Annotated in this window: 17 protein-coding genes and 1 pseudogene; 8 read left to right on the forward strand and 10 right to left on the reverse strand. The window is 54.8% G+C overall.

Features of this window, described 5'->3' with window-relative positions; translation table 11 throughout:
• Nucleotides 1-62: 62 nt before the first annotated feature.
• From KRAC_RS68895 to KRAC_RS70700, 3 genes are all read right to left on the reverse strand, one after another.
• Nucleotides 63-218 carry a hypothetical protein gene (locus KRAC_RS68895; RefSeq protein ID WP_157506292.1) on the reverse strand — a complete coding sequence of 52 codons (156 nt, stop codon included), beginning with the start codon at nucleotides 216-218 and terminating at the stop codon, nucleotides 63-65.
• A gap of 75 nt (nucleotides 219-293) precedes the next feature.
• A complete protein-coding gene (locus tag KRAC_RS68900; protein WP_157506293.1) occupies nucleotides 294-773 on the reverse strand; it encodes a transposase in 480 nt (159 codons plus the stop codon).
• Nucleotides 712-1,296 carry a hypothetical protein gene (locus KRAC_RS70700; RefSeq protein ID WP_040441860.1) on the reverse strand — a complete coding sequence of 195 codons (585 nt, stop codon included), beginning with the start codon at nucleotides 1,294-1,296 and terminating at the stop codon, nucleotides 712-714. Before KRAC_RS70700 ends, KRAC_RS68900 begins: the two co-directional genes overlap by 62 nt.
• A 935-nt stretch (nucleotides 1,297-2,231) precedes the next feature.
• Here KRAC_RS70700 and KRAC_RS03300 point away from each other — a divergent pair.
• Nucleotides 2,232-2,849: a helix-hairpin-helix domain-containing protein gene (locus tag KRAC_RS03300; RefSeq protein WP_083814500.1), complete on the forward strand. Its 618-nt coding sequence runs from the start codon at nucleotides 2,232-2,234 to the stop codon at nucleotides 2,847-2,849.
• A gap of 132 nt (nucleotides 2,850-2,981) precedes the next feature.
• Here the strand turns inward: KRAC_RS03300 and KRAC_RS03305 are convergent, their stop codons facing one another.
• Genes KRAC_RS03305 through KRAC_RS03315 form a run of 3 tightly spaced genes read right to left on the reverse strand, consistent with a single transcriptional unit; the run spans nucleotide 2,982 to nucleotide 5,073 of the window.
• Nucleotides 2,982-3,764, reverse strand: a complete 783-nt coding sequence (locus tag KRAC_RS03305) for an HAD family hydrolase (RefSeq protein WP_007904488.1) — start codon at nucleotides 3,762-3,764, stop codon at nucleotides 2,982-2,984.
• Nucleotides 3,765-3,803: 39 nt separating this feature from the next.
• Entirely contained in the window at nucleotides 3,804-4,646 is an 843-nt protein-coding gene (locus KRAC_RS03310; RefSeq protein WP_007904489.1) for an aminotransferase class IV, read from the reverse strand.
• A 16-nt stretch (nucleotides 4,647-4,662) separates the two neighbouring features.
• Nucleotides 4,663-5,073: an EVE domain-containing protein gene (locus tag KRAC_RS03315; RefSeq protein WP_007904490.1), complete on the reverse strand. Its 411-nt coding sequence runs from the start codon at nucleotides 5,071-5,073 to the stop codon at nucleotides 4,663-4,665.
• Between the two features lie 273 nt (nucleotides 5,074-5,346).
• Here KRAC_RS03315 and KRAC_RS03320 point away from each other — a divergent pair, with 273 nt between their 5' ends.
• Nucleotides 5,347-6,129, forward strand: a complete 783-nt coding sequence (locus KRAC_RS03320) for an alpha/beta fold hydrolase (protein ID WP_007904491.1) — start codon at nucleotides 5,347-5,349, stop codon at nucleotides 6,127-6,129.
• A gap of 144 nt (nucleotides 6,130-6,273) precedes the next feature.
• Here KRAC_RS03320 and fabF read toward each other — a convergent pair whose 3' ends face one another.
• Nucleotides 6,274-7,509, reverse strand: coding sequence for a beta-ketoacyl-ACP synthase II (fabF, locus tag KRAC_RS03325; protein WP_007904492.1), 1,236 nt, complete (start codon nucleotides 7,507-7,509; stop codon nucleotides 6,274-6,276).
• Nucleotides 7,510-7,683: 174 nt separating this feature from the next.
• On the opposite strand from fabF, the gene KRAC_RS03330 reads away from it, so the two are divergent.
• The 3 genes from KRAC_RS03330 to KRAC_RS03340 all read left to right on the forward strand — a co-directional run bounded on the left by KRAC_RS03330 (nucleotide 7,684) and on the right by KRAC_RS03340 (nucleotide 10,436).
• Nucleotides 7,684-8,259 carry a TetR/AcrR family transcriptional regulator gene (locus KRAC_RS03330; RefSeq protein ID WP_007904494.1) on the forward strand — a complete coding sequence of 192 codons (576 nt, stop codon included), beginning with the start codon at nucleotides 7,684-7,686 and terminating at the stop codon, nucleotides 8,257-8,259.
• Nucleotides 8,260-8,329: 70 nt separating this feature from the next.
• Complete coding sequence (locus tag KRAC_RS03335; RefSeq protein ID WP_007904500.1) at nucleotides 8,330-8,761, forward strand: OsmC family peroxiredoxin; 432 nt, start codon at nucleotides 8,330-8,332, stop codon at nucleotides 8,759-8,761.
• 271 nt (nucleotides 8,762-9,032) lie between these two features.
• On the forward strand, nucleotides 9,033-10,436 hold the full coding sequence (locus KRAC_RS03340; RefSeq protein WP_007904501.1) for an RNA-guided endonuclease InsQ/TnpB family protein: 1,404 nt from the start codon (nucleotides 9,033-9,035) through the stop codon (nucleotides 10,434-10,436).
• A gap of 22 nt (nucleotides 10,437-10,458) precedes the next feature.
• On the opposite strand, the gene KRAC_RS03345 is transcribed toward KRAC_RS03340, so the two are convergent.
• Nucleotides 10,459-11,400, reverse strand: coding sequence for a D-alanyl-D-alanine carboxypeptidase family protein (locus KRAC_RS03345; protein WP_007904502.1), 942 nt, complete (start codon nucleotides 11,398-11,400; stop codon nucleotides 10,459-10,461).
• A 441-nt stretch (nucleotides 11,401-11,841) separates the two neighbouring features.
• Between KRAC_RS03345 and KRAC_RS03350 the strand changes: the two genes are divergently transcribed.
• Nucleotides 11,842-12,897, forward strand: coding sequence for an aldose 1-epimerase (locus KRAC_RS03350; protein WP_007904503.1), 1,056 nt, complete (start codon nucleotides 11,842-11,844; stop codon nucleotides 12,895-12,897).
• A 527-nt stretch (nucleotides 12,898-13,424) separates the two neighbouring features.
• A pseudogene (locus KRAC_RS65240) lies at nucleotides 13,425-14,964 on the forward strand (nuclease/transposase family protein).
• Between the two features lie 62 nt (nucleotides 14,965-15,026).
• Here KRAC_RS65240 and KRAC_RS03375 read toward each other — a convergent pair.
• On the reverse strand, nucleotides 15,027-16,262 hold the full coding sequence (locus tag KRAC_RS03375; protein ID WP_052567932.1) for a cytochrome P450: 1,236 nt from the start codon (nucleotides 16,260-16,262) through the stop codon (nucleotides 15,027-15,029).
• Between the two features lie 248 nt (nucleotides 16,263-16,510).
• Here KRAC_RS03375 and KRAC_RS03380 point away from each other — a divergent pair, with 248 nt between their 5' ends.
• Nucleotides 16,511-19,753 carry a bifunctional cytochrome P450/NADPH--P450 reductase gene (locus tag KRAC_RS03380; protein WP_007904506.1) on the forward strand — a complete coding sequence of 1,081 codons (3,243 nt, stop codon included), beginning with the start codon at nucleotides 16,511-16,513 and terminating at the stop codon, nucleotides 19,751-19,753.
• Nucleotides 19,754-19,859: 106 nt separating this feature from the next.
• On the opposite strand, the gene KRAC_RS03385 is transcribed toward KRAC_RS03380, so the two are convergent.
• Complete coding sequence (locus KRAC_RS03385; protein ID WP_007904507.1) at nucleotides 19,860-20,594, reverse strand: PIG-L deacetylase family protein; 735 nt, start codon at nucleotides 20,592-20,594, stop codon at nucleotides 19,860-19,862.
• Nucleotide 20,595: the final 1 nt, after the last annotated feature.

The following is a 20,595-nucleotide window of genomic DNA, read 5'->3' on the forward strand; positions in this document are numbered from 1 at the left end:
GTCAAGCAGGGTTCAGTCGAGCGAGGATTGACCCGACAGCCCGACTGCATCATTCGAGAGAGTTAGTCGACCAGCAGGCGCAAGCGGCAAAAGCCACAGAGCACTTCCAACCCTTGTAGGGCCAGAGATCGCACCACGGCGGAGGCTTTCACCAAACTGCGCCAGGGATCCTGCCAACACCCAAACAAGAGGAGCCAATGTTGGACCACAACTGCCATTAGTTTGGCATACAGCTCACACAACGCTCGCCAGGGATGTTGCGATCGCCACTCATCAATGTGTCCTTGACTTTTTCAGAGCTTGAAGAGCAGCTCGATCACCCAGCGTTCACGCATGATCACCAAGGCGTGTGCTGGTCCCACATGTTTGGCTGCAGCGTTGGTTACAATGAGTGTCCACGCTGCCAATTCCCATTGCTTAGGGCTCACTGCCTGACCTTTATCAGCTGCCTCTTGAGCCAAGCGCTCGCGTCGTTGTGCTACCACCTCTTCAGGTACGCGTACCATCAGCAGGCGAACGGGCAAGGGGTTCTGTGCTCCTAAGTAGACATGCTTTACCTTGACCTGCCCAATCATGCGAGGCAAGATGCTCTCCAGCTCAATCCGCTTGCCCTCTCGATCCCAAAAGACCGTGTTGGCTTTCGGATGCTGGCAGAAGCGCACCTTCTGCTCGTGGAGGTGGCGCAAGTGAGCCAGGCTCCAGTAGCCCCGGTCAGCCACGTACAAACTGCCAGGGCCAATCGGCTCCTGACTCACGCGTACCATGCAATTCATGCACTCGCCCTGCTGACAAGCGTGGTCCCATGAGTTGCCCGTGTTTGACATCCCAACGCACATGCAGTTTGAGAGCCGCCTGGCTGCGTTCACTGTTTTCTTGACTGCCTCCACCACATCCCGGCCACAGCTCTTTGAGAGCGGCTGGCAGAATGATGGTCGAGCTGTCCTCAACGATCACTTGCTTGAATGGTTTGAAGAGGGCAATGGGGGCCGCTTGCACGCTCACAACCTGTTCCACCAATTCAGAGAGCACTGCTTGCAAAAACCTTGCTGCCTCTTGCGTGCAGCGCTGATGCAGCCCCGAACTGCTGATCTGCACCTGGCGAAGCTGAGCCGCCTGGGTCAACTGATCCAGGCTTGCTTGTGGGGTATGCAAGTGTCCAAAGAGCAAAATTTGGGCAAAATCGGCTCCTGTAAGCTTACGCTCTCGTTTCACGAAGCCGGTTTCTCTTGCCAATGCATTGGCTCGCTCTTCCAAGACGTGTTTCAATATGCGCTCAAGCTGTGCTACACTGGTCATCTGATGGCTCCTTGTTTGATGGATGATGATTTGATCAACCTTCATCATCTTTCAAGGAGCTTTTTGTTGTCATCTTTTCTTAACTTAATGCCTATGGGGTCGGCAACAGACTGCCCCCTTTTTTATGGCAGAAAAAGAATAGAATAGCAGATAGGGAATACAGTGGCAGCAGTGAACTACCGCTGAGCTAAAGACGCAGCGGCTTCTTCGGAAGTCACTGAAGATTTGGTTCAGTAGCTTCTTCGGAAGTCTGAGTTCACCAGACTCAGCCCCAGAAATGGGCGCTACGTTCGATAGGTCATGACACCTGCGGTTGACGCATCAGACCGCTGCTCTGTCGCTGAGAGTTAAGTAGGCTTGAGGAAAGGGCCGGTGCTCTCGGTGTAAAAAGCCTTTTGAACCTTGTCGAGATGAAGCCGGATTCCCTTCGTGGTCATAGCGAAGGGATACGCACCACCTGCCTTCGGGCAGAGTTTTTTGAGTCAATGGATCGTCTCTTGCTCAAAAGAACAAGAGGCGGTCCGGCAATTCATCCACGAGGCCTTCAGCCTCGTGGTTTTCTCGCCACGCCTATATAAAAATTGAATGGTTCAACTATCAGGATGCGTGAGCGCCTTCAAGCAGAATAAGGCGAGCATCGTTGCCTCTCTTCAAAGCAAAAAACATTAGAACAGATTGTCGAAAAACACTCCAAAATGACGCGCTTTTTGGCGACACCGCTGTCAATTGCAACCGCCTGTGGCGCGGTCTGGCTTGTAGAGCTAATTGAAGATTAAAAGACTTGAAAGTGAGCTCGTTTCATGCTATAATTAGAACAAGATTTCAATGTGCATCGTACACTAACGGATTATTACTCACTTATTTACCACCACGTTTGCTTATTCTTTTTCTCTATCATAAATGTGCCCCCTGCAGGGCCGGAGGTTAGTGTACATATGAGCATTTTTCAATTAACACAAACCATCCAGATCATGCCGTCGCTCCCTACCCGTTCAAGCAAGCGTCCTTCACAACCTATGCTACCAGGGCTGGAGCCGGAGATCGAAGTAAAGCCAAAAATTTCTAATCGCCAGATTGCGGAGGTTCTCTCAGGCATCGCGGACCTGATCGAAGCGCAAAACGGCAACCCTTATCGCGTCCAAGCCTACCGCAATGCCGCGCGAGGCGTTCTTGAGTTGTCCGAGTCGGTGATCGATATCCTGGCACGCAACGAGGAACCGACGATTCCCGGTGTGGGAGAAAGGCTGCGTACACGCATCCGCGAGCTGGCCCAGAGCGGAACCATGACCTTCCAGAATGGCCTTTGTATGCCAGCGCTACCCGCGGGAGTACGGGCCTTAATGAATATCGAACATGTCGGCCCCTACACCGCGATCCGTCTCTACGAGGAACTGGGTATCGACTCGCCCGAGAAGCTCTTCCGCGCCGCGCAGCAGCAACGCATTCGCCAGCTGGCAGGCTTTGGTGCGCGCAGCGAGGAACGCCTGAAGGCATCCGCTCTGCATATACTAGGCAAGAAGACTTCTCATCAACCGCTCGGCGGCGCCGCCTGAGCTAGCTATACCTCATCCCTGCTGTGCACATGAATGAGAACAGGCAGATGGCTTGCACATATCATCGCAAGTCATCTGCCTGTTCTTTTTGTATTCAGAAATGTAAGGTCAACAGCAGGCGTTGTGTGCCTGCTAGAGTACAGCCTCCAATTCGTCCAGCACAGAGATCTGCGAAGCAATCATTGGACGGTACTCCTCCTGACAAGCATCGTCATAGCGATTGATCCACATACCACGCATGCCAGAGTGATAGGAGCCGGCGATATCCCTGGGCAGGCTATCGCCGACCATGACCGCCTGCTCAGGCGCAACGCCTAACTCCCGCAAAACATGCACAAATATCTCCGGCTCAGGCTTACCAATACCAACCTCACCCGATACGGCAATCGTATCAAAATACGACTCCAGACCAGAAGCACGGATCTTCTCTCGCTGTAGATCGGGTGCGCCATTCGTCAGAAGAGCTAGCGCATACCGCTGCTTTAGCGTGCTCAGCGCCGCTTCTACATCAGAGAAAACGCGATAACAGCTCCGGCGCTCCTCACGGAAACAGGCAGCCAACGCTTCGGCCAGCGCATCATTGATGATATCCTGCTCCGCCAGAGCGCGTTTCCATAGGAGTTGCTGGAAGACAGGCGCCCATTGGAAGAGCGCCTGGAGGTCTGGAGCCTCACCCTCAAAGCGGCCCCACATCCCCTCTGACGCGCTGATGCCGATGGCATAGCAATAGGCGTAGGTGGGGGCCTCTGCCCAGAGTAGTTTTGCGTGTCTGTAAGCATCTATGCGCAACCGCGCGCTATCAAGCTGAACGCGCGCTTGTGCATAGAGACAGGCCTTACGCAAGGCGCACTGCGTGGCCTGACGATCCTCAATGAGGGTTTCATCTAGATCAAAGATTATAGCTTGAACTGGCATATAGCTCCCAATAATATGTTAAGCAAGTTTGTTTCGACATTAGAAATTGCCGCGCTCGATCATAGCGATAAAGCGTTGCTCTAATTCATAGGTTCGTGCTCCCACCTTGCCCTCACCAATCGGGGCATCATCAATATGGGTTACGGGTGTGATCTCACGTGAGGAAGATGAAATAAAAGCCTCGTCTGCCTCCGCGAGCTCACTGAGAAGGATGGGGCGCTCTTCAATAGGAAAACGTCCTTGCGCCAGCTCTACAATGACCTGGCGCGTAATCCCCATCAGGATCTCAGAGCGTGGCGTAATCAGCGTATCTCCACGGAAAACAAAGAAGTTGCTCCGCGTCCCCTCCAGCACATGGCCCACGGCATTTACATACAGAGCATCGCTTGCTCCACGTCGCTGGGCCTCTTTCAGGGCGCGCATCGCCGCCAGGTAGCTTGAGGTTTTAGCTTCGGGCATCTCGCGCTCCATGCGCGTGGTAATGACCTTGATGCCACGCTCGAAGCGCTGCATATCTCGCTCGGGCAAGGGTGTGACCAGCACTGCCAGGACTGGTTTGCCACTGGGAAAGACACCATCCTCACTTGTGCCGCCGGTCACCAGCAGACGCAGCGAGGCGTGTGTATAACGGTTGCGTTCAATGGCTTCCCGCACCACATTGGCAATTTCCTCAGAGGTATAGGGAATATCTAGCTCGATAAGCTCTGCCGAGCGATAGAGCCGGCGCAAATGCTCATCGAGGTGGAAGGGGCGGCGATTGTAGGTACGCAGGCTTTCAAAAACACAGTAGCTCCGTAGGACTGCGACATCATTGATTGAAAGCGTGGCCTCGTGCGGATGCACCCAGCGTCCATCGACATACCAGAGGGCTTCGGTATCCATCGTTCGGAACTCCTTATCAGCGTACTTCTAGAATATGTTTTGCCCGCAGCCATTCCACAAATTTTTCGGGAACACTCATGGTCGAAAGGCGGCTCTGCCGAATCAGACTCCAATCGTCAAACAGGTGGGTCTCTTTAATCTCGCGCAGGGTTACAGGCGTAGCGAAACGCCGCACAAACTCAACATCAACTACCCAGCTCTTGCTATCATGCTCATCAGGTCTCGGCTCTGAGATCACACGCGCCTCTCCGACAAGCGCCGCCCCTCCCATACTATGATAAATCAACATAGTATCGCCGGGCTTCATCGTTTGAATAAAGCGGACCGCCTGGGCATTGCGCACACCATCCCAGGTCGTACGCTGCTCCTGCTCTAACTGCTCAATAGCATAGGTCTCTGGATCGGTTTTCGCTAGAAAATACGCCATAACATAGCCTCTCCCATCAAAAATACGTCATAGGCATACATCACCCAACTCTATACACCAGACATCCGCCCGCAATGCGGACGCAACGGATGTTGTTGCCTACTCAATCTTTAAGACGAAGAAGCAAAGCACAAATGAACAAACCAACCAAAGTTAACCAAACGGATCAATACCTAAACGCGAGTTTCTACGACAATACCTGAGCCAGGAACACAGTAGTCTTCTATACTAAGCATAGAAAGACTTTCGCAGAAGCAATTATGGGGGCAGTTTATGCCAAGGCTGATCAATATTGGCGAGCGCCGATTGGCAGTAAGCAATAAAGGGCGGGGACAGCCAACAGTAGTGCTAGAAATGGGGCTAGGTGCCGCAGGTAGCGTCTTTAATGAGATTGCTGAACGCCTTGCGGCCCTGACTCACGTGGTCTGGTATGATCGAGCAGGCCTGGGCTACAGTGATCCGGCACCCACGCCACGAACGATACAAGATATCGCACGAGACCTGCATGCATTATTACTTCATGCCTCTATCCCAGGACCCTATGTGCTGGTGGGCCATTCTATGGGAGGCTTGACGGTACGCTTTTACCGGGAGCACTATCCAGAAGAGGTCGCGGGTATGGTTCTCCTCGATGCCTCGCACGAGGAACAACGCGAGCGCTTGCTGGCGGTACTGCCACCTGAGCAAGAGGATGAATTGAGCCACCTGGCACATCTACGTCACATACTCAGCACACGCTGGAATGATCCAAACAAAAACGAGGAGAAATTCGACCACCGCGCCAATAGCGCACTTATGCGCCACTGCCACTCCCTTGATGACCTCCCGCTCATGGTCATCAGTCGTGGGCACTCCGACCGCGACCCAGCCAAGTTTCCACCTGGAGTCGTAGAAGAGATCGAACTGACATGGCTGCAAATGCAGAGAGAGCTTGCTCGCCTCTCCTCAAAGAGCCAGCATATGCGAGCGGAGAAGAGTGGGCACATGCTCAATCGCGATGTGCCCGATCTCGTTGTAGAGGCTATTTGCCAGGTTGTGTTGCAGATACGAGCATAGCCCCGGCAACTAAATTGAGCAGGAGGAATAAGCCACAAAGCTTGTAGGGTCCATGCTTGCATGGACTTCCGAGCGCAGCGATCCTCCCGCGCCTGGGTATCGGCCTGCGGGCCGAAGAGTCCAAGCCAGCTTGGACCCTACAGATTACTGATAACGCTGAAAAATCAGGGATGTATTATGCCCACCAAAGCCCATGGAATTAGAGAGAGCAACGTTGACCTCTCCGTGTCGGGCCTCGTTGGGGATATAATCCAGGTCACACTCGGGATCAGGATGCTCCAGGTTGATGGTTGGCGGCATAATGCCATGCACGATACTGAGAACAGAGATGACGGCTTCAATGGCGCCAGCCGCGCCAAAGGTGTGCCCCAGCATGGATTTTGTCGAGCTTACCGCCAGCTTATAGGCATACTCGCCGAAACAGGCCTTGATGGCCTGCGTCTCCGTAGAGTCATTGAAACGCGTCGAGGTGCCATGCGCGTTGATATAATCGACCTGTTCAGGACGCAGATCCGCGCTCTGTAAAGCACGCTGCATGGCGCGTATTAGTCCCTCTCCTCCCGGGGCGGGTTCAGTAATATGATAGGCATCCGCCGTTGAGCCATAGCCAACCAGTTCCGCGATGATGGGCGCGCCACGCTCCAGGGCGAAGTCCAGGTCCTCCAGCACCAGCATGCCCGCGCCCTCACCCATCACAAAGCCATCTCGCTCGGCGTCGAATGGACGGCTGGCTCGCTGAGGGTCGTCGTTGCGGCGCGACAAGGCATGCATATTAGCGAAGGAGGCCATCCCGAGAGGAGTGACAGCTTTTTCGGAGCCGCCCGCCAGCATGACTTTCGCCGTTCCACGACGGATAGTCTCCCAGGCCTCGCCAAGCGCATTACCACTGGTCGCGCAGGCGGAGACCGCGGCCCATACGGGTCCACGCGCCCCGGTCAATAGCGAGACCATGGCAGGAGCCGCGTTGAGCATCATCATGGGAATGAGAAATGGGCTGACACGAGAGGGTCCCTTCTCGTGCAGGACCGCGAACTGTTCATGAAGGCTGATAAAGCCGCCCACGCCGCTACCAATACAGACGCCCGCATCAGGTGCGAGCTGATCAGTGATCTCCAGGCCAGCCTGGGCAAGCGCCTGGCGAGATGCCGCGACCGCCAGGTGCGTGAAAGGATCATTGCGGCGGATCTCCTTGCGCTCCATATACTGGCTGGCATCAAAGTCCCTCACCTCGCCTGCAAAGCGTACCAGGTACTCACTGGCATCAAAGCTGCTAATAGGGCCAATACCCGAGCGACCCTGACAGAGCGCCTCCCAGGTCTCTTCAAGCGTATGCCCCAGGGATGTCACCATCCCCATACCTGTCACTACAACACGCTTCATAATATATCCATCCCTCCACTGGCTAGTTACTATAACAATAACACATGTATGGCTCAGATATTCATTCTTTAGGCACCATCGATTAACGGCCTCGAAAGCATCATAACTGGACGAATTTGTTCTGTCAAACCTTCCCTCTTGACATTCTACCTACTAGATGGTAGACTTAAGGTAATGAAGACACAGGTAAATACCGCACAACAAATTATCGAGATCTCGCTAGCGCTCATGATCGAGCGCGGATACAACGCCTTCAGCTACGCCGACATTACTGAGCGGCTAGAGATCCGGAAGGCCAGTATCCACTATCATTTTCCCAATAAAAGCGACCTTGGGCGCGCGGTCGTGGTCTATTATCGCGCGCTGGTGCAGCAGGGCCTCAACCAGATTGAGCAGGCAAGCGATGATCCCAGGCGCCAGCTCGCTATGTACATTAAGCAGGTACACAAGCAAATGAGGGAGGAGAACTTCTTCTGCCTCTGTACCCTCTTTGCCGCTGAGCTTCCGACCTTACCTGAGAATGTACGAGACGAGGTTCAGGGCTACTTCCGCGACCAGGCAACCTGGTTTTCTGCGCTGCTGACGAGCGGGCGAGCGAAGGGTATCTTTACTTTTGGAGGTGACCCAGAGATCGAGGCTCAGAGCGTCGTGGCCGCTATGCAAGGTGCGATGATTGCTGCTCGAACCTACCAGGATCCCGAGCGTTTCCGCGCCATCGCGCTCCAGGTGTCTTCAGATTTGCAAAAGTAGACAAGGCACAAATTTTTTTGATATATATCTACCTTCTAGTAGGTAGCCAAGTTCACAGGAGAATTTGATCATGGCATTTCGCAGTGCAGATGTTGAATGGCAGGGCAACGTCCAGAGCGGACATGGGCATATTAAGCTCGCGAGTGGCGCGTTTGAGGGCGATTATTCGTTGCGCACCCGTATGGATGCCGGAGCTGAGACCAACCCTGAAGAACTGCTGGCCTCGGCCCACGCGGGCTGCTTCACAATGGCGTTCTCCATGGCCCTTGGCGCGGCGGGTCATGAGCCTACACGCATTCATACAACCGCTCAGGTGCGCCTCTCCCAGCGTGGTGGTGAGTTTATCATCCCACGCATTGACCTCAAAACAGAGGCCGTCGTTCCTGGAATTGATGCCGCCACCTTCCAGGAGATCGCAACAAGGGCCGAGCGCTCCTGCCCCGTCTCCAAGGCGCTAGCTGGCACTGAGATTCTCCTGGAGGCCTCTCTCCTCGAAGCCTAGAGACAAGAGTGTAGCCGTCATGAGGAAGAGGCTAAGCAGGCTTGGCTTCTTCCTCATGACAGTTTTTATCAAACCGGCCCGTAAAACCCCTGGCTTGAGCCATGGGGATACAAGGGCCGTTCCTTGTGGGAGTTGGTTGGGACAACAAAGAAAAGCGAGGGCTTGACAGAAACGCGAGGCTTCTGTATACTGCTTCTTGAAATCCTGTTCTATACCTGTAACAAGATCTCAGCACCGAAGTGAGCAGAAATGCCGTGAGAGGAGGGGATACATGGAAGATGCGAGGGAGACACCAGAGCGACAGCCAGATGAGACAGCGTTGCCGGTGCGCGTCAAAGCCTCTGTCTATCGCCTGTATCCCACCCGCAAGCAAGAAGGCACCCTTCTCTGGACGCTTCGGCGCTGTAAAGAGCTCTACAATGCGAGCCTGGAAGAACGCACCGCCGCCTACAAAATGGCAGGCATCTCGGTCTCCTATGGCATGCAATCCGAGCAATTGCCTCAGCTCAAAGAGGAGCGTCCCGAGTATCAGGAGATCTATTCCCAGGTCCAACAGGATGTATTGAGACGCCTCGATAAAGCCATGAAGGCCTTCTTTCGGCGCGTTGATGAGGGGCAGACCCCAGGCTATCCACGCTATAAATCCAACGCGCGCTATCGCTCCTTCACCTATCCGCAGAGTGGCTATGAGATCATCGGCGCCCTCACGTCCCATGACACCAAGAAGAAGAAAACCTGTCGGTTGAAGCTCTCGAAGATCGGGCATCTCAAGATGGTGATGCATCGACCCATCAAAGGCACCATCAAAGGCTGCACCATCAAACACGATGGCGACCAATGGTATGCGGTTTTCAGCGTGGAGCAGGCCATTGGTGCAACGCCGGTGCATCCCTCCACGAAGACGGTGGGCATTGATATGGGCATTACCTCCTATGCCACGCTCTCCACAGGCGAGCAGATCGCCAATCCGCGCATCTACCGTTCCACCGAGCAGCAGATCAAGGAGGCCCATCGCAGGCTCTCTCGGCGTAAGCGGGGCAGTCATCGACGCGCCCGAGCCAAGCGTGCCTTGACGCGACTCTACCGCAAGGTGCGCCATCGTCGACAGGACTTCCTGCATAAGGCGTCGCGCCAGTTGGTCAATCAGTATGGGATGCTGGTGTTTGAAGCGTTGCAGATCCCCAATATGACGGCAAGACCCAAACCCAAACCTGCGGAAGCCCCTGCACCTCTGCAGGGGAGCAACAGTGGCACGGCAGCGGCGGTGACGCACTATCTGCCCAATGGAGCGGCAGCCAAAGGTGGCCTCAACAAGAGTATCCTGGATGCGGCCTGGGGTCGGTTCATCACACTGTGTGCCTGCAAAGCGGAAGAGGCTGGCGGCATGGTGGTGAAGGTGGCGCCCCAGCAAACGAGTCAGCTGTGCAGTGGCTGCGGGGTCCTGGTCCCCAAAGACCTCTCGGTGCGATGGCATTCCTGTCCCACGTGTGGGGCTGAGTTAGATCGCGATGAGAATGCCGCTCTCAACATCCTGCGCCGCTATGAGCTGCACGGACCCATTCGCGAACGCAAGAAACGCAAAGCCACCAGGAAGGTGGTCGGGGTGGGAAGCGCCCCACAGAGATCGGTTCCCTCCAAGGAGGGTGCCGACCACTGTCGAAGCCCCCGCCTTTAGGCGTGGGGTACTTCACCTATATCTAACTTGCAAAGGCCTTATCAAGCAGACGTGTGACGTCGCTGTTGAGAACATCAAAACTACCAGGAGCACCCAGTTCGGCGCCATAGAGCAGACGATTATTGCGTACAGCGGCGAAAACGACGCAATAGCCAGCGCCGCTCCCTGAGCCGGTCTTAATCCCGATCACTCCTGAATAGCTTGTGAGCAGTTGATTGGTGTTATACCAGTCGTAGCGCCGGTTATATTGTGTAGGAGGAATATGATACTCGGTCTGCCGCACAATCTCGGCGAAAATCTGGTAACGCATAGCATAGCGTGCGAGCTTCACCAGGTCCTGTGCGCTTGAATAGTTCCCATCAGGAATAACACCGTGTGGGCTGGAAAAATGGGTATGTGCCAGGCCGAGCGCCTGGGCCTTGGCGTTCATCATGGCAACAAAGCCATCGGTCGAGCCACCCACTACACGCGCCAGGGTTAAAGCAGCGTCGCTACCCGAAGGGAGGAGTAGCCCATAGAGCAAGTGGCGAATGCGTAAATAATCACCCACATGCAGTTGGGCCACGCTCGCCTCAGGGGGTAACTGGTCCAGGTCCGCCTGCTGCACCGTGACAATCTGATCCAGGTTACTATTCTCGATCGTCACGACCGCGGTCATAATCTTGGTGGTACTGGCGATCGGAACGCTTCTCTGACTATCGCTGTCGAAGAGGACACGATTATTGGCATTGTCTATGATATATGCGCTGCTCCCATTCATGATAGGAGTTGGGGTTGGCGATGGCGTTGGTGAAGGCGTGGGAGATGGCGTTGGTGAAGGTGTTGGCTCCGGCGTTGGCGTCGCCTGAGCCGCAGCAATCGTAGGCGCAGCGTTCAACGAGAAATACACAAACGTTCCCATAGCGACAAGAAAGAGAACCATCGCAATCAGAAGTACACTCAAAAGTATTTTTCGCGAATTCATATATATTTAGCTTTCCAGAAATATGCTACACCAGGAGTCGGTGTAGTATAGGGCACTGATAATAGAAAAGCATGTGTCAAATGACCCATAGATTAAAAGCCGTATATAATAATCGTTGCAGCTTGCTTTTTGTGACAAACTTTCTCGTCGTTACACGGCTCGTAGGGGTAAAAAGATGTGGTCTGGCACGAAGCGACCTCCTCTTAGAGTGGGGTTACGTGATGCGCCTTGCGCAGCTGGCAAACAGCGATTTGAACAGGGGAGAGGGCATAGCATATACTACTTGCAAACGCATGTTATGGCACATCCCCTTACCCCGAGGATTCGCTCAGCGAGCTGAGGCTGAAACAACAGGAGCACACGCGCTTTTTCACGATTGGTATGCCAACAGCAGAGCTTTCCATGTTAGGAAGACATGAAACATGTTTAGAAAGGGTCCTTATGACAGACCAGCAGCGAGCAAGTGATACCATGAAGCAAGGAGTGAAGAGTCCCTTTGGAGCACGAATAGGCATTGATCCCGAAATTAACACAACCGTTATTTCACTTCTCTACACAGATAAAGACGACGCTACCCACAGCATGGAGGTAGGCATTGCGCCTCAACTGGGAAGCAATTTGTTTCGCTTTCGCGTTGGAGCACTCGATCTTATCTACTATGAGAGTGAACTCCTCAAACAAAAGCAGTTTATTGGCAACTTTGTGCTCTGGCCTCTCCCCAATCGTGTACGCGACAAGCGCTATAGCTATCAGGGAAAAAACTATTCGCTACAGGATGTAAAGCGGGTTGAGACAGATAAAGCCCTGGTGCATGGCCTGGTCCTTGACCAGGTATGGCAATATGAGCAACCCATCATCAAAGGCGATAGCGTTAGCGTCACCACCTACATTGAGCAGACGCCTGAGAGTCCCCACTTTGCGGCCTATCCCTTCCGCAGCCGTCTCTCACTGACCTATATCCTCACCCACCAGGGCATCGACATTACCTATAAAGTAGAGAACAAAGACACACACGATCTCCCCTTTGGCTTTGCGCTCCACCCCTACTTCCCGGTCTTTGACGGCGCACAAGAGACCTACGTTACGCTACCAGCGGACGCAGTGATGGAGGCCGATGATGCCTTGCTGCCAACAGGCCGCATCTTTGAGGTTGGGAAGCTGATGTACGCTATGTATGATCTACGCCAGGGTCGTCCAGTCTCGTGTCTGAACCTGGACCATGTCTACACCCAGGCCCATCCAGGCGAAGCGGCAATCATAGACTATAAGAAGCGTGGCTTGCAACTACGGATTACCGCCAGTGACGATTTTACGCATATTGTCATATACGCGCCTCCAGGCACCTCTTACCTCTGTGTCGAGCATCAGACCTGCTCAACTGATGCCATTAACCTCCACAACCAGGGCGAGCGCGAGCATCAGATGGCGCATCTGCTTGAGGTCGCTCCTGGACAGAGCTATAGCGGTACGCTTCACTACACGCCCATCTTCAACTAAACACTGGGCGATTGAGCCACCATCCAGGACGTCGTGCCTGCAGCGCTCAAGGGAGATGTAGAGGTGTGAGGTGCCAGGTGGTCGCCTGGCACCTCACGCCTCCCCTTCTTACAAAAAGTTGGGCTTGAAAGCCCCCGCGATTCCATCCGGGGGATGAAAAGCCGTTCCTTGTTTGGGGGGGAGGTGGGGGAGCAATCGAGGATGGTTTCTCCAAACTTGACAGGAGTCGCTGATTGCAGTACACTTGTTCTAACTTGCCGTAATCGGCACCGCACTCTCGTCGGTGGCCGACATTCCCAGCAACGGGACTGATGCGGGGGTGAGTCGGACGAGAGAACCTCGTCTTCCCCCTGTGGGAACGCGAGACTGGACGATGCGGCGAAAACGGTGCTGATCGGGTCGGGACGCGATCGTTTTGCGCAGATGGCAGGGGACGTGAGCTTTTGCATGTGCACCCCATGCAAAAAGACAGAGAGAGGCTGAGCAACCCATGAAGCGAGCCCGCGACCCCAACGTTTCTCCTCGAAGTGCCCCTGCACGTGGACTGGAGCCAGGAGCAGCGCTTGCGCGCTCACTTGGAGGCTGCTCGGCAGCTGTATAACGCGCTGCTTGGAGAAGCCAACAAGCGACTCAGGCGGATGCGTAACGATCCTGCCTGGAGCAAAGCCTGTGCCATTCCTCGTACTCACAGGCAAGAACGAACTCAGGCGTTTTCTCATGTGCGTACAAAGCATCACTTTTCGGAGTACGCCCTGCATGAGTACGCGAAACGTGCTCGTGCCTCCTGGATCGCTGATCACATTGACAGTACCATGGCCCAAACACTGGCAAGCCGGGCGTATCACGCGGTAGAGTAGCGTCTGTGTGGGCAAAGCCAAACGAGTCCGCTTTCGCAGTCAAGGGCGCGGCATCGATAGCGTCGAGGGCAAGCGCAACGATGTTGGCCTGCGCTTTCTCCTTGACCCAGGTGTGGGCGATGGAGGCTTTCTCCTCTGGAATACAGAAGTGATCCCGGCGATCATCGACTGGCGTGATCCTGTTGTCCAGCATGGTCTGCACCACCCCATCAAGTATGTGCGCCTGGTCCGCCGCAAAGCCTCCTCTCCACGAGCACAGGGCGCTGACCATGACGGCAACCGCTATGTCGTGCAACTGGTCGCGAGAGGGTCATGCGTTCGTCAAGCCCAAGCACATGGAGGGAAGAACCGATACGATTGGTTTGGATATTGGCCCCTCCACGCTGGCGATTGTCCCGCGCGATGGCGACGCCGATCTTGTGGCGTTCTGTGAGGGGCTGGTTCCTGATGCTCAACAAAAGCGGCGCTTGCAACGCAGGATGGAACGACAGCGCCGTGCAAACAATCCAGGAAACTACGACGAGATGGGACGCATCAAGAAACAGGGCAAAGCACGCTTGCCCTGGAAAGAGAGCAAGAGGTATCAAGCAACCTGGAGACAGCATGCCAACCTGGAGCGCAGACTCGCCGCGCACCGCAAAAGTCTCCATGGCAACCTCGCGCATCGCATTGCCCAGGTGGGTAATACCATCACCATCGAAAAAACCTCGTTCAAAGGATGGCAGAAGCAGTATGGGAAAAGCATTGGACTTCGCGCCCAGGGCTGTTTCTAGCGCATTTGGCCCGCATAGTTGCAAAAACTGGCGGCACCCTGGGCGAAGTTTCTGCTTTCAAGACCAAACTGAGTCAGTATTGCCATCACTGTGGGCGGTATGTGAAGAAACCGAGATCACAACGCTGGCACCACTGCCCTTGCGGCTTGGGGCCGGTGCAACGCGATTTGTACTCGGCCTTTTTGCTGGCCCACCTGGAACCGGAACACACCATCCCCTCTGTCACCCAGCACGTCTGGGAAGGTGCGGAGCCGCGCCTGCGAGCCGTGATGGAGGGGCTGCAACAACGTGCGAATGAGGGGCAAGTGCTGCCCCGAAGCATGGGCTTGCTGGCTTCTGGGAAAGCTGTCCGTGCCCGAGCGCGTCGGCTCGAAAGTCCTGCTTATCCCCACCAAGAGCCTTGTTCTCCGTCAGGTGAGCAAGGAAACGGTGGGTGAGCAACAGGAACCCCCGCGCATTCATGCCGGGGAGGTTTCAGTATCCCCTATTGATGCTCTGTTTAGCGTTCCTCAAAGAGAATAGGCAGCGACTTTGCGCCATAGATGAAGGAGCTATGCGCCGGAGGGAGCGGCAGATCGTGATTACGTCGCAAAGCATGCAGACGTTCAAGCATAATGTTCAGGGCAATCTTTGTTTCCAGGCGTGCCAGCGGCGCTCCAAGACAGAAGTGAATGCCGTGGCCAAAGGAGACATGGCGATTGGGTGTACGCGTAATGTCAAACGTTCCAGGCTCAGGAAACTGCGCGGGATCGTGGTTGGCGCACGCGACCCAGCCAATAACGAAATCACCCGGGCGAATATGCCGATCACGTAGGATAATATCCTGGGTCGCGAAGCGTCCAATCCCCGTCACTGGCGAGCGATAGCGTAGGACTTCCTCAATTGCGGCGGGCATGAAGTCAGGCTCCCGTCGTAAGCGCTCCATAACCTCGGGATGCTCATCGAAACAGAGGATGGCATTGCCAATCAAATTGGTGGTCGTAATATTGCCCGCGACCAGCAGGAGCGCACAGAAGCTAAGCAGTTCCTGTTCTGTTAGATACTCACCTTCGATCTGAGCAGCGATCAGCTCGCTAATAAGGTCATGACGCGGCTCGCGCCTCCGTTGGGCGATGACCACGCGAAAGTAATCATAAATGGTATCCAGCGTCTTACGGAAGCGCTCACGCGCACGACGCTCATACTCCTCGCGCTCTTCGCTGGCAAACTCGCCATACTCTCCCATCACTAGTTCATCCGACCACTGCTTAAATTGCACACGATCCTCAGAGGGAACCCCTAGTAACTCCGCGATGACGATCACTGGCAGGGGAAACGAGAGGTCAGCGATCACATCCATTCTGCCACGTTCGATCACATCATCAAGCAAACTCTGGGTAATCTCGGCAATACGTGGGGCAAGCTGAGCAAGCGTACGCGGCGTGAAGGCCTGAGAGACAAGCGAGCGCAGCTGGCGATGACGCGGTGGGTCAGTATTGAGCATGCTCTGGAACTCATCAACACCACGTTCTGCGGCATATTTCACGCTATCAGATGAGAATAATTCATGCTGATTCGCAATAAAATGCACAAGTTCATAGTCAAAGGCTTCCCAGAAACGTGCCGCGTTGTTATACATCAACGGGCCATGCTTCTCGCGCAAGGCCGTAAAACACGCATGCGGATAGAGAAGTTGATCCTGTAAGGAACGCGGATCTAGAGAAGTTACCTGGCGCCCTCTGTCTGTATGCTCCAAAGCGCTCTCTCCTTTCTGCGAACAGAAAACATAATCAGAGTCTGCCACCCCAGTCCACAACATCACAGCATCTATCTGTAGCGTAGCAAATTGCCCCAAATCTCGTAAAAAAAGCATACGTCATGGCGATCCAGGTATCATAAATAGAGAGAACAAACCATGCACATACAACGATCTTTAGAAGCAGTCTCTCATCTTTGCTGCGTCGTTAATGCAGGGAAGCGCTCTCGTGAAGGAGCCTTTTTGTCATGTTACGATCCCAGCTAGACACCATCCCCATGGGCGATATGAAGGAAGTTCATCCTGAGTCGGCTGTGCGCGATCTTATCAAACAAGCCCAGCGGCATGGTCCCATCTTCCAACTCCCCCTGCCCGATGGCACAAGGCGTATCGTTCTCTCTAGCTTTGCCCTCGTCGACGAGGTCTGCAACGATCAGTTTTTTGATAAACGCGTCTCTGTCAATGTTCGCAACCTGCGTAGCGCTATTGGTAGCGGCCTCTTTTCCGCGGATACCAGTGACCCCAATTGGCGCAAGGCCCACACCATCCTTATGCCCAGTTTCAGCCTTCAGGCCATGCGCAACTACGAACCTATGATGGTCGATGCCGCAGAACAACTGATGGCCAAATGGGAGCACCTTAATCCTGAGGATCTCATTAATGTTCCCGATGATATGACCAGGGTCACCCTGGAGACGATTGGTCTCTGTGGCTTCAGCTACCATTTTCACGCCATCACTCGCGAGCAAATGCATCCATTCGTCGAGGCGATGGTGCATATCCTTAGCACGACCGCAGCAAGAGCGACACGTCCACCTATCGAAGAAAAGCTGCGCTTCCGCCAGCGCAGACAGCTTCAGGCCGACCTTGATCTCCTCTTATCGACCGCCGACCAGCTCGTGAGAGAGCGCAAGATGATGGGGACAGAGGGGCAGAAGTACAATGACTTGCTCAACGCCATGTTGAACGGGATAGACAAACAAACAGGCGAGAAGCTCGACGATGTCAATATCCGCAATCAGATCATTACCTTCCTGATCGCGGGGCATGAGACGACCAGTGGACTCCTCTCGTTCGCGACCTACTTCCTCTTGCACCATCCAGATGTACTCAATCGCGCCTATGAAGAGGTCGACCGCGTCCTGGGCCGAGACACCAGGAAGACCCCCACATACGAACAGATTCACCAGCTTGTCTATATCAAGCAGATTCTGAAAGAGACGCTTCGTCTCTGCCCAACCGCGCCAATGTTTAATCGCTACCCCTATGAGGAGCGCCCTCTGGCAGGCAAATATCAGCTTCAACCCAGCGACACTATTACCGTGCTGACGCCTATGCTCCACCGTGATCGCAGCATCTGGGGCGACGACGCGGAGATCTTTAATCCCGACCACCATTTCAATCCAGAGGCTGAGAAGCAGCGTCCAGCCAATGCCTACAAGCCCTTTGGCACCGGGCAACGCTCCTGTATCGGGCGCGAGTTTGCCCTCCAGGAAGCTACACTCGTTCTGGGTATGATGCTCCAGCGCTTCTATCCCTACACAACCGGCATCTATCAGCTGAAGATTCGTGAGGCGCTAACCATTAAGCCCGCCGATTTCTATATGCGCGTCAGGCCGCGCACCGATATCGATCACATCATTATCACGCCTCTAGACGAGGATACCGTCAGTGAAACAGAGCTGGTCATGGTCGAGGCGATACACCCCGAGCCTGAAGTACCGCAAAAGATAGCCCAGAAGACGACCCTACTCGCGCTCTATGGCTCAAATACTGGCACAGCCGAGGAGGTTGCGCATCGTATCGCGGAGGCTGGCACAGCCCGTGGCTTTGAGGCCACCGTGGGTGAGCTAGACAACTATGTCGATAAGCTGCCCAAAGAGGGTCTCGTTGTGCTTGTCACCTCGTCCTACAATGGCATGCCTCCCGATAATGCCAGTGCATTTTGCCAGTGGCTACAGAGCGATCTCGCGCCAGATGCTCTAAAAGGAGTAAATTATACCATCTTTGGATGCGGCAACCATGAGTGGGCGGGCACCTACCAGGCCATTCCCAAGTTGCTGGATAGCGCGCTTGAGCAGGCAGGGGCCAGGCGTGTCTATCAGCGGGGCGAGGGCGATGCCGCGGGCGATTTCGATGGGCAGTTCCGCTCCTGGTATAATGGGCTATGGAACTCGGTCGCCCAGGCCCTCTCGCTCACACCACAGGAAGAGGTCAAACGCCAGTATAGGCCGCGCTACGATATCGAGATCATTCGCCGCCCACATCCCTATCCCTTCATTAACTCCTTCGGGGCACAACCAATGACGATCCTGGAAAACAGGGAGCTGGTTCAACATCAACCAGATGCGCTCAATGGCGACTCTACACGCCATCTCCAGGTCTCGTTACCTCCAAACATGCCCTATCGCACAGGCGACCACCTGGGCGTGCTGGCCAGCAATCCTGAGGAGCAGGTAACGCGCATCGCGGACCATTTCCAGTTTGATCGTCAGACAATTATCCAGCTCCACGCCAATGATGAGCGCAAGCCCGCCGCACCAGTTGAGGAGCCCATCTCTGTCTATGATCTGCTCGCCAATTATATCGAGCTCCAGGACGTCGCCACACGCACCCATATCGAGCTGATGCTTGAATATACCAATGATGATAGTGAGCGCGCGCGCCTGGAAATGCTGGTTGGCTCAGGTTCAGAAAGCGAGGCGGCCTACAAAAAAGAAGTGCTTGAGCAACACAAATCGCTCATTGACCTGCTCGAAGAATATCCCTCGTGTACGATACCTTTCAATGTGTTCCTGGACTGCCTGACACCTTTACGCCCCAGGTACTACTCCATCTCCTCGTCGCCTCTGCTCAAGCCCGATGAGTGCAGCCTCTCCGTGGGAATGGTCCAGGGGCCCGCCTGGTCAGGACATGGCACCTTCGAGGGCGTCTGCACCAGCTACCTGCGCAATCAGCACACCGGTGATATCGTCTATGCCTTTGTGCAGAACACTAATGGTCCCTTCCACCTCCCAGAGGACCCACGCACGCCCATTATTATGATCGCGGCAGGCACCGGGGTATCGCCCTTCCGTGGCTTCTTGCAGGAGCGAGGACGGCAAAAGCAAGCCGGAAAAGAGATTGGACCGGCCCTGCTCTTCTTTGGCTGTCGCGATCCGCAACACCTGCTCTATCCAGAGGAGATCAAACGCGGCGAAGACAATGGTATTGTCAAGGTATTCGCGGTCTACTCACGTGTAGCGTCACAACCCAGGGTCTACGTCCAGGATAAGGTACTGGAGCAGCAGGATGCCATCTGGAATCAGCTACAGCAGGGGGCGGTTACGTATGTATGTGGCGATACCACCCGCATGGTTCCCGCCGTTGCCGAGAGCTATAAACAGATATACCAGGCAAAAACTGGTAAAAGCAGCCAGGAGGCTGATCAATGGCTACAAGAGATGAGTACCCAGAACCGCTACCTGGTCGACATCTGGGGCACCAGTTAAGGTAAGGTCGCAAGTAGAAGAGGAGCGCTGGGGGTGCTGCCATGGCAGCACCCCCAGCGCTCCTCTTCTACTTACTTTTTATGTATGCAGGCTCTCTACGAGAGATTTAGCCGTTGCGGGTCAGGTGGAAGGCTTCGGCGTAGGTATAGCCGTGTGGCTCGCCCAGGGCGCCCGCGCCATCACGTAGCATTCGTTCCAGAAACTCCAGGTTATGGCCTACCTGGCTCTCATGTGCGCGCAAGGCCTCCAGTTTTACATCCATGGTCTCGGTAATATCAATATAGTGGTTTAGGACCGGTGCGGCGGTGATATAGATCTCTGAGACCTTGTGCGGCTTTAGCCCCTCCTCAAATAGTTCGGGGAAGTCCCAGGGATTCTGCGCGGCAGGATAGGCCGCCGCCAGTGCGGCCTGCCCTGCCGCAAGGTGGTCGGGATGATAGCGCGGGATAATCATCGTAGGTGTCCAGGAGCGCTCTGGCGACTGGCAAACGAGGCGCGAGGGGCGATACTGCCTGATCAGGCGCACAATCTCGCGACGCAGCTCCAGTGTTGGCTGCAACAGGCCATCAGGATAATCCAGGAAGATAACATCCTTCACGCCTAGAATCTGGGCCGCCGCACGCTGCTCCAGTTTGCGTGTCTCCACCGTGCGCTGTCGGACAGCCGGGCTAAGATCCTCAGCGTCATCGGGACCGCCACCACTACAATCAGTACAAATAACATAATAGACATCCCAGCCGTCACGCACCCAGCTCGCGACCGTTCCCGCAATGCCAAATTCGGTATCGTCGGCATGCGCCACGATACACAACGCCACTTTATTGAGTATTTGCTCACTCATT

This window comes from Ktedonobacter racemifer DSM 44963 (assembly GCF_000178855.1).
GTDB classification, from domain to species: domain Bacteria; phylum Chloroflexota; class Ktedonobacteria; order Ktedonobacterales; family Ktedonobacteraceae; genus Ktedonobacter; species Ktedonobacter racemifer.

Coding starts and splice junctions, on each gene's coding strand:
- fabF (WP_007904492.1), bottom strand. CDS start 7,509: ATGAAGCGTGTTGTAGTGACAGGTATGGGGATGGTGACATCCCTGGGG.
- KRAC_RS03340 (WP_007904501.1), top strand. CDS start 9,033: ATGGAAGATGCGAGGGAGACACCAGAGCGACAGCCAGATGAGACAGCG.
- KRAC_RS03305 (WP_007904488.1), bottom strand. CDS start 3,764: ATGCCAGTTCAAGCTATAATCTTTGATCTAGATGAAACCCTCATTGAG.
- KRAC_RS03380 (WP_007904506.1), top strand. CDS start 16,511: ATGTTACGATCCCAGCTAGACACCATCCCCATGGGCGATATGAAGGAA.
- KRAC_RS03315 (WP_007904490.1), bottom strand. CDS start 5,073: ATGGCGTATTTTCTAGCGAAAACCGATCCAGAGACCTATGCTATTGAG.
- KRAC_RS03310 (WP_007904489.1), bottom strand. CDS start 4,646: ATGGATACCGAAGCCCTCTGGTATGTCGATGGACGCTGGGTGCATCCG.
- KRAC_RS03300 (WP_083814500.1), top strand. CDS start 2,232: ATGAGCATTTTTCAATTAACACAAACCATCCAGATCATGCCGTCGCTC.
- KRAC_RS70700 (WP_040441860.1), bottom strand. CDS start 1,296: ATGACCAGTGTAGCACAGCTTGAGCGCATATTGAAACACGTCTTGGAA.
- KRAC_RS03385 (WP_007904507.1), bottom strand. CDS start 20,594: ATGAGTGAGCAAATACTCAATAAAGTGGCGTTGTGTATCGTGGCGCAT.
- KRAC_RS03320 (WP_007904491.1), top strand. CDS start 5,347: ATGCCAAGGCTGATCAATATTGGCGAGCGCCGATTGGCAGTAAGCAAT.
- KRAC_RS68900 (WP_157506293.1), bottom strand. CDS start 773: ATGAATTGCATGGTACGCGTGAGTCAGGAGCCGATTGGCCCTGGCAGT.
- KRAC_RS68895 (WP_157506292.1), bottom strand. CDS start 218: ATGGCAGTTGTGGTCCAACATTGGCTCCTCTTGTTTGGGTGTTGGCAG.
- KRAC_RS03350 (WP_007904503.1), top strand. CDS start 11,842: ATGACAGACCAGCAGCGAGCAAGTGATACCATGAAGCAAGGAGTGAAG.
- KRAC_RS03330 (WP_007904494.1), top strand. CDS start 7,684: ATGAAGACACAGGTAAATACCGCACAACAAATTATCGAGATCTCGCTA.
- KRAC_RS03345 (WP_007904502.1), bottom strand. CDS start 11,400: ATGAATTCGCGAAAAATACTTTTGAGTGTACTTCTGATTGCGATGGTT.
- KRAC_RS03335 (WP_007904500.1), top strand. CDS start 8,330: ATGGCATTTCGCAGTGCAGATGTTGAATGGCAGGGCAACGTCCAGAGC.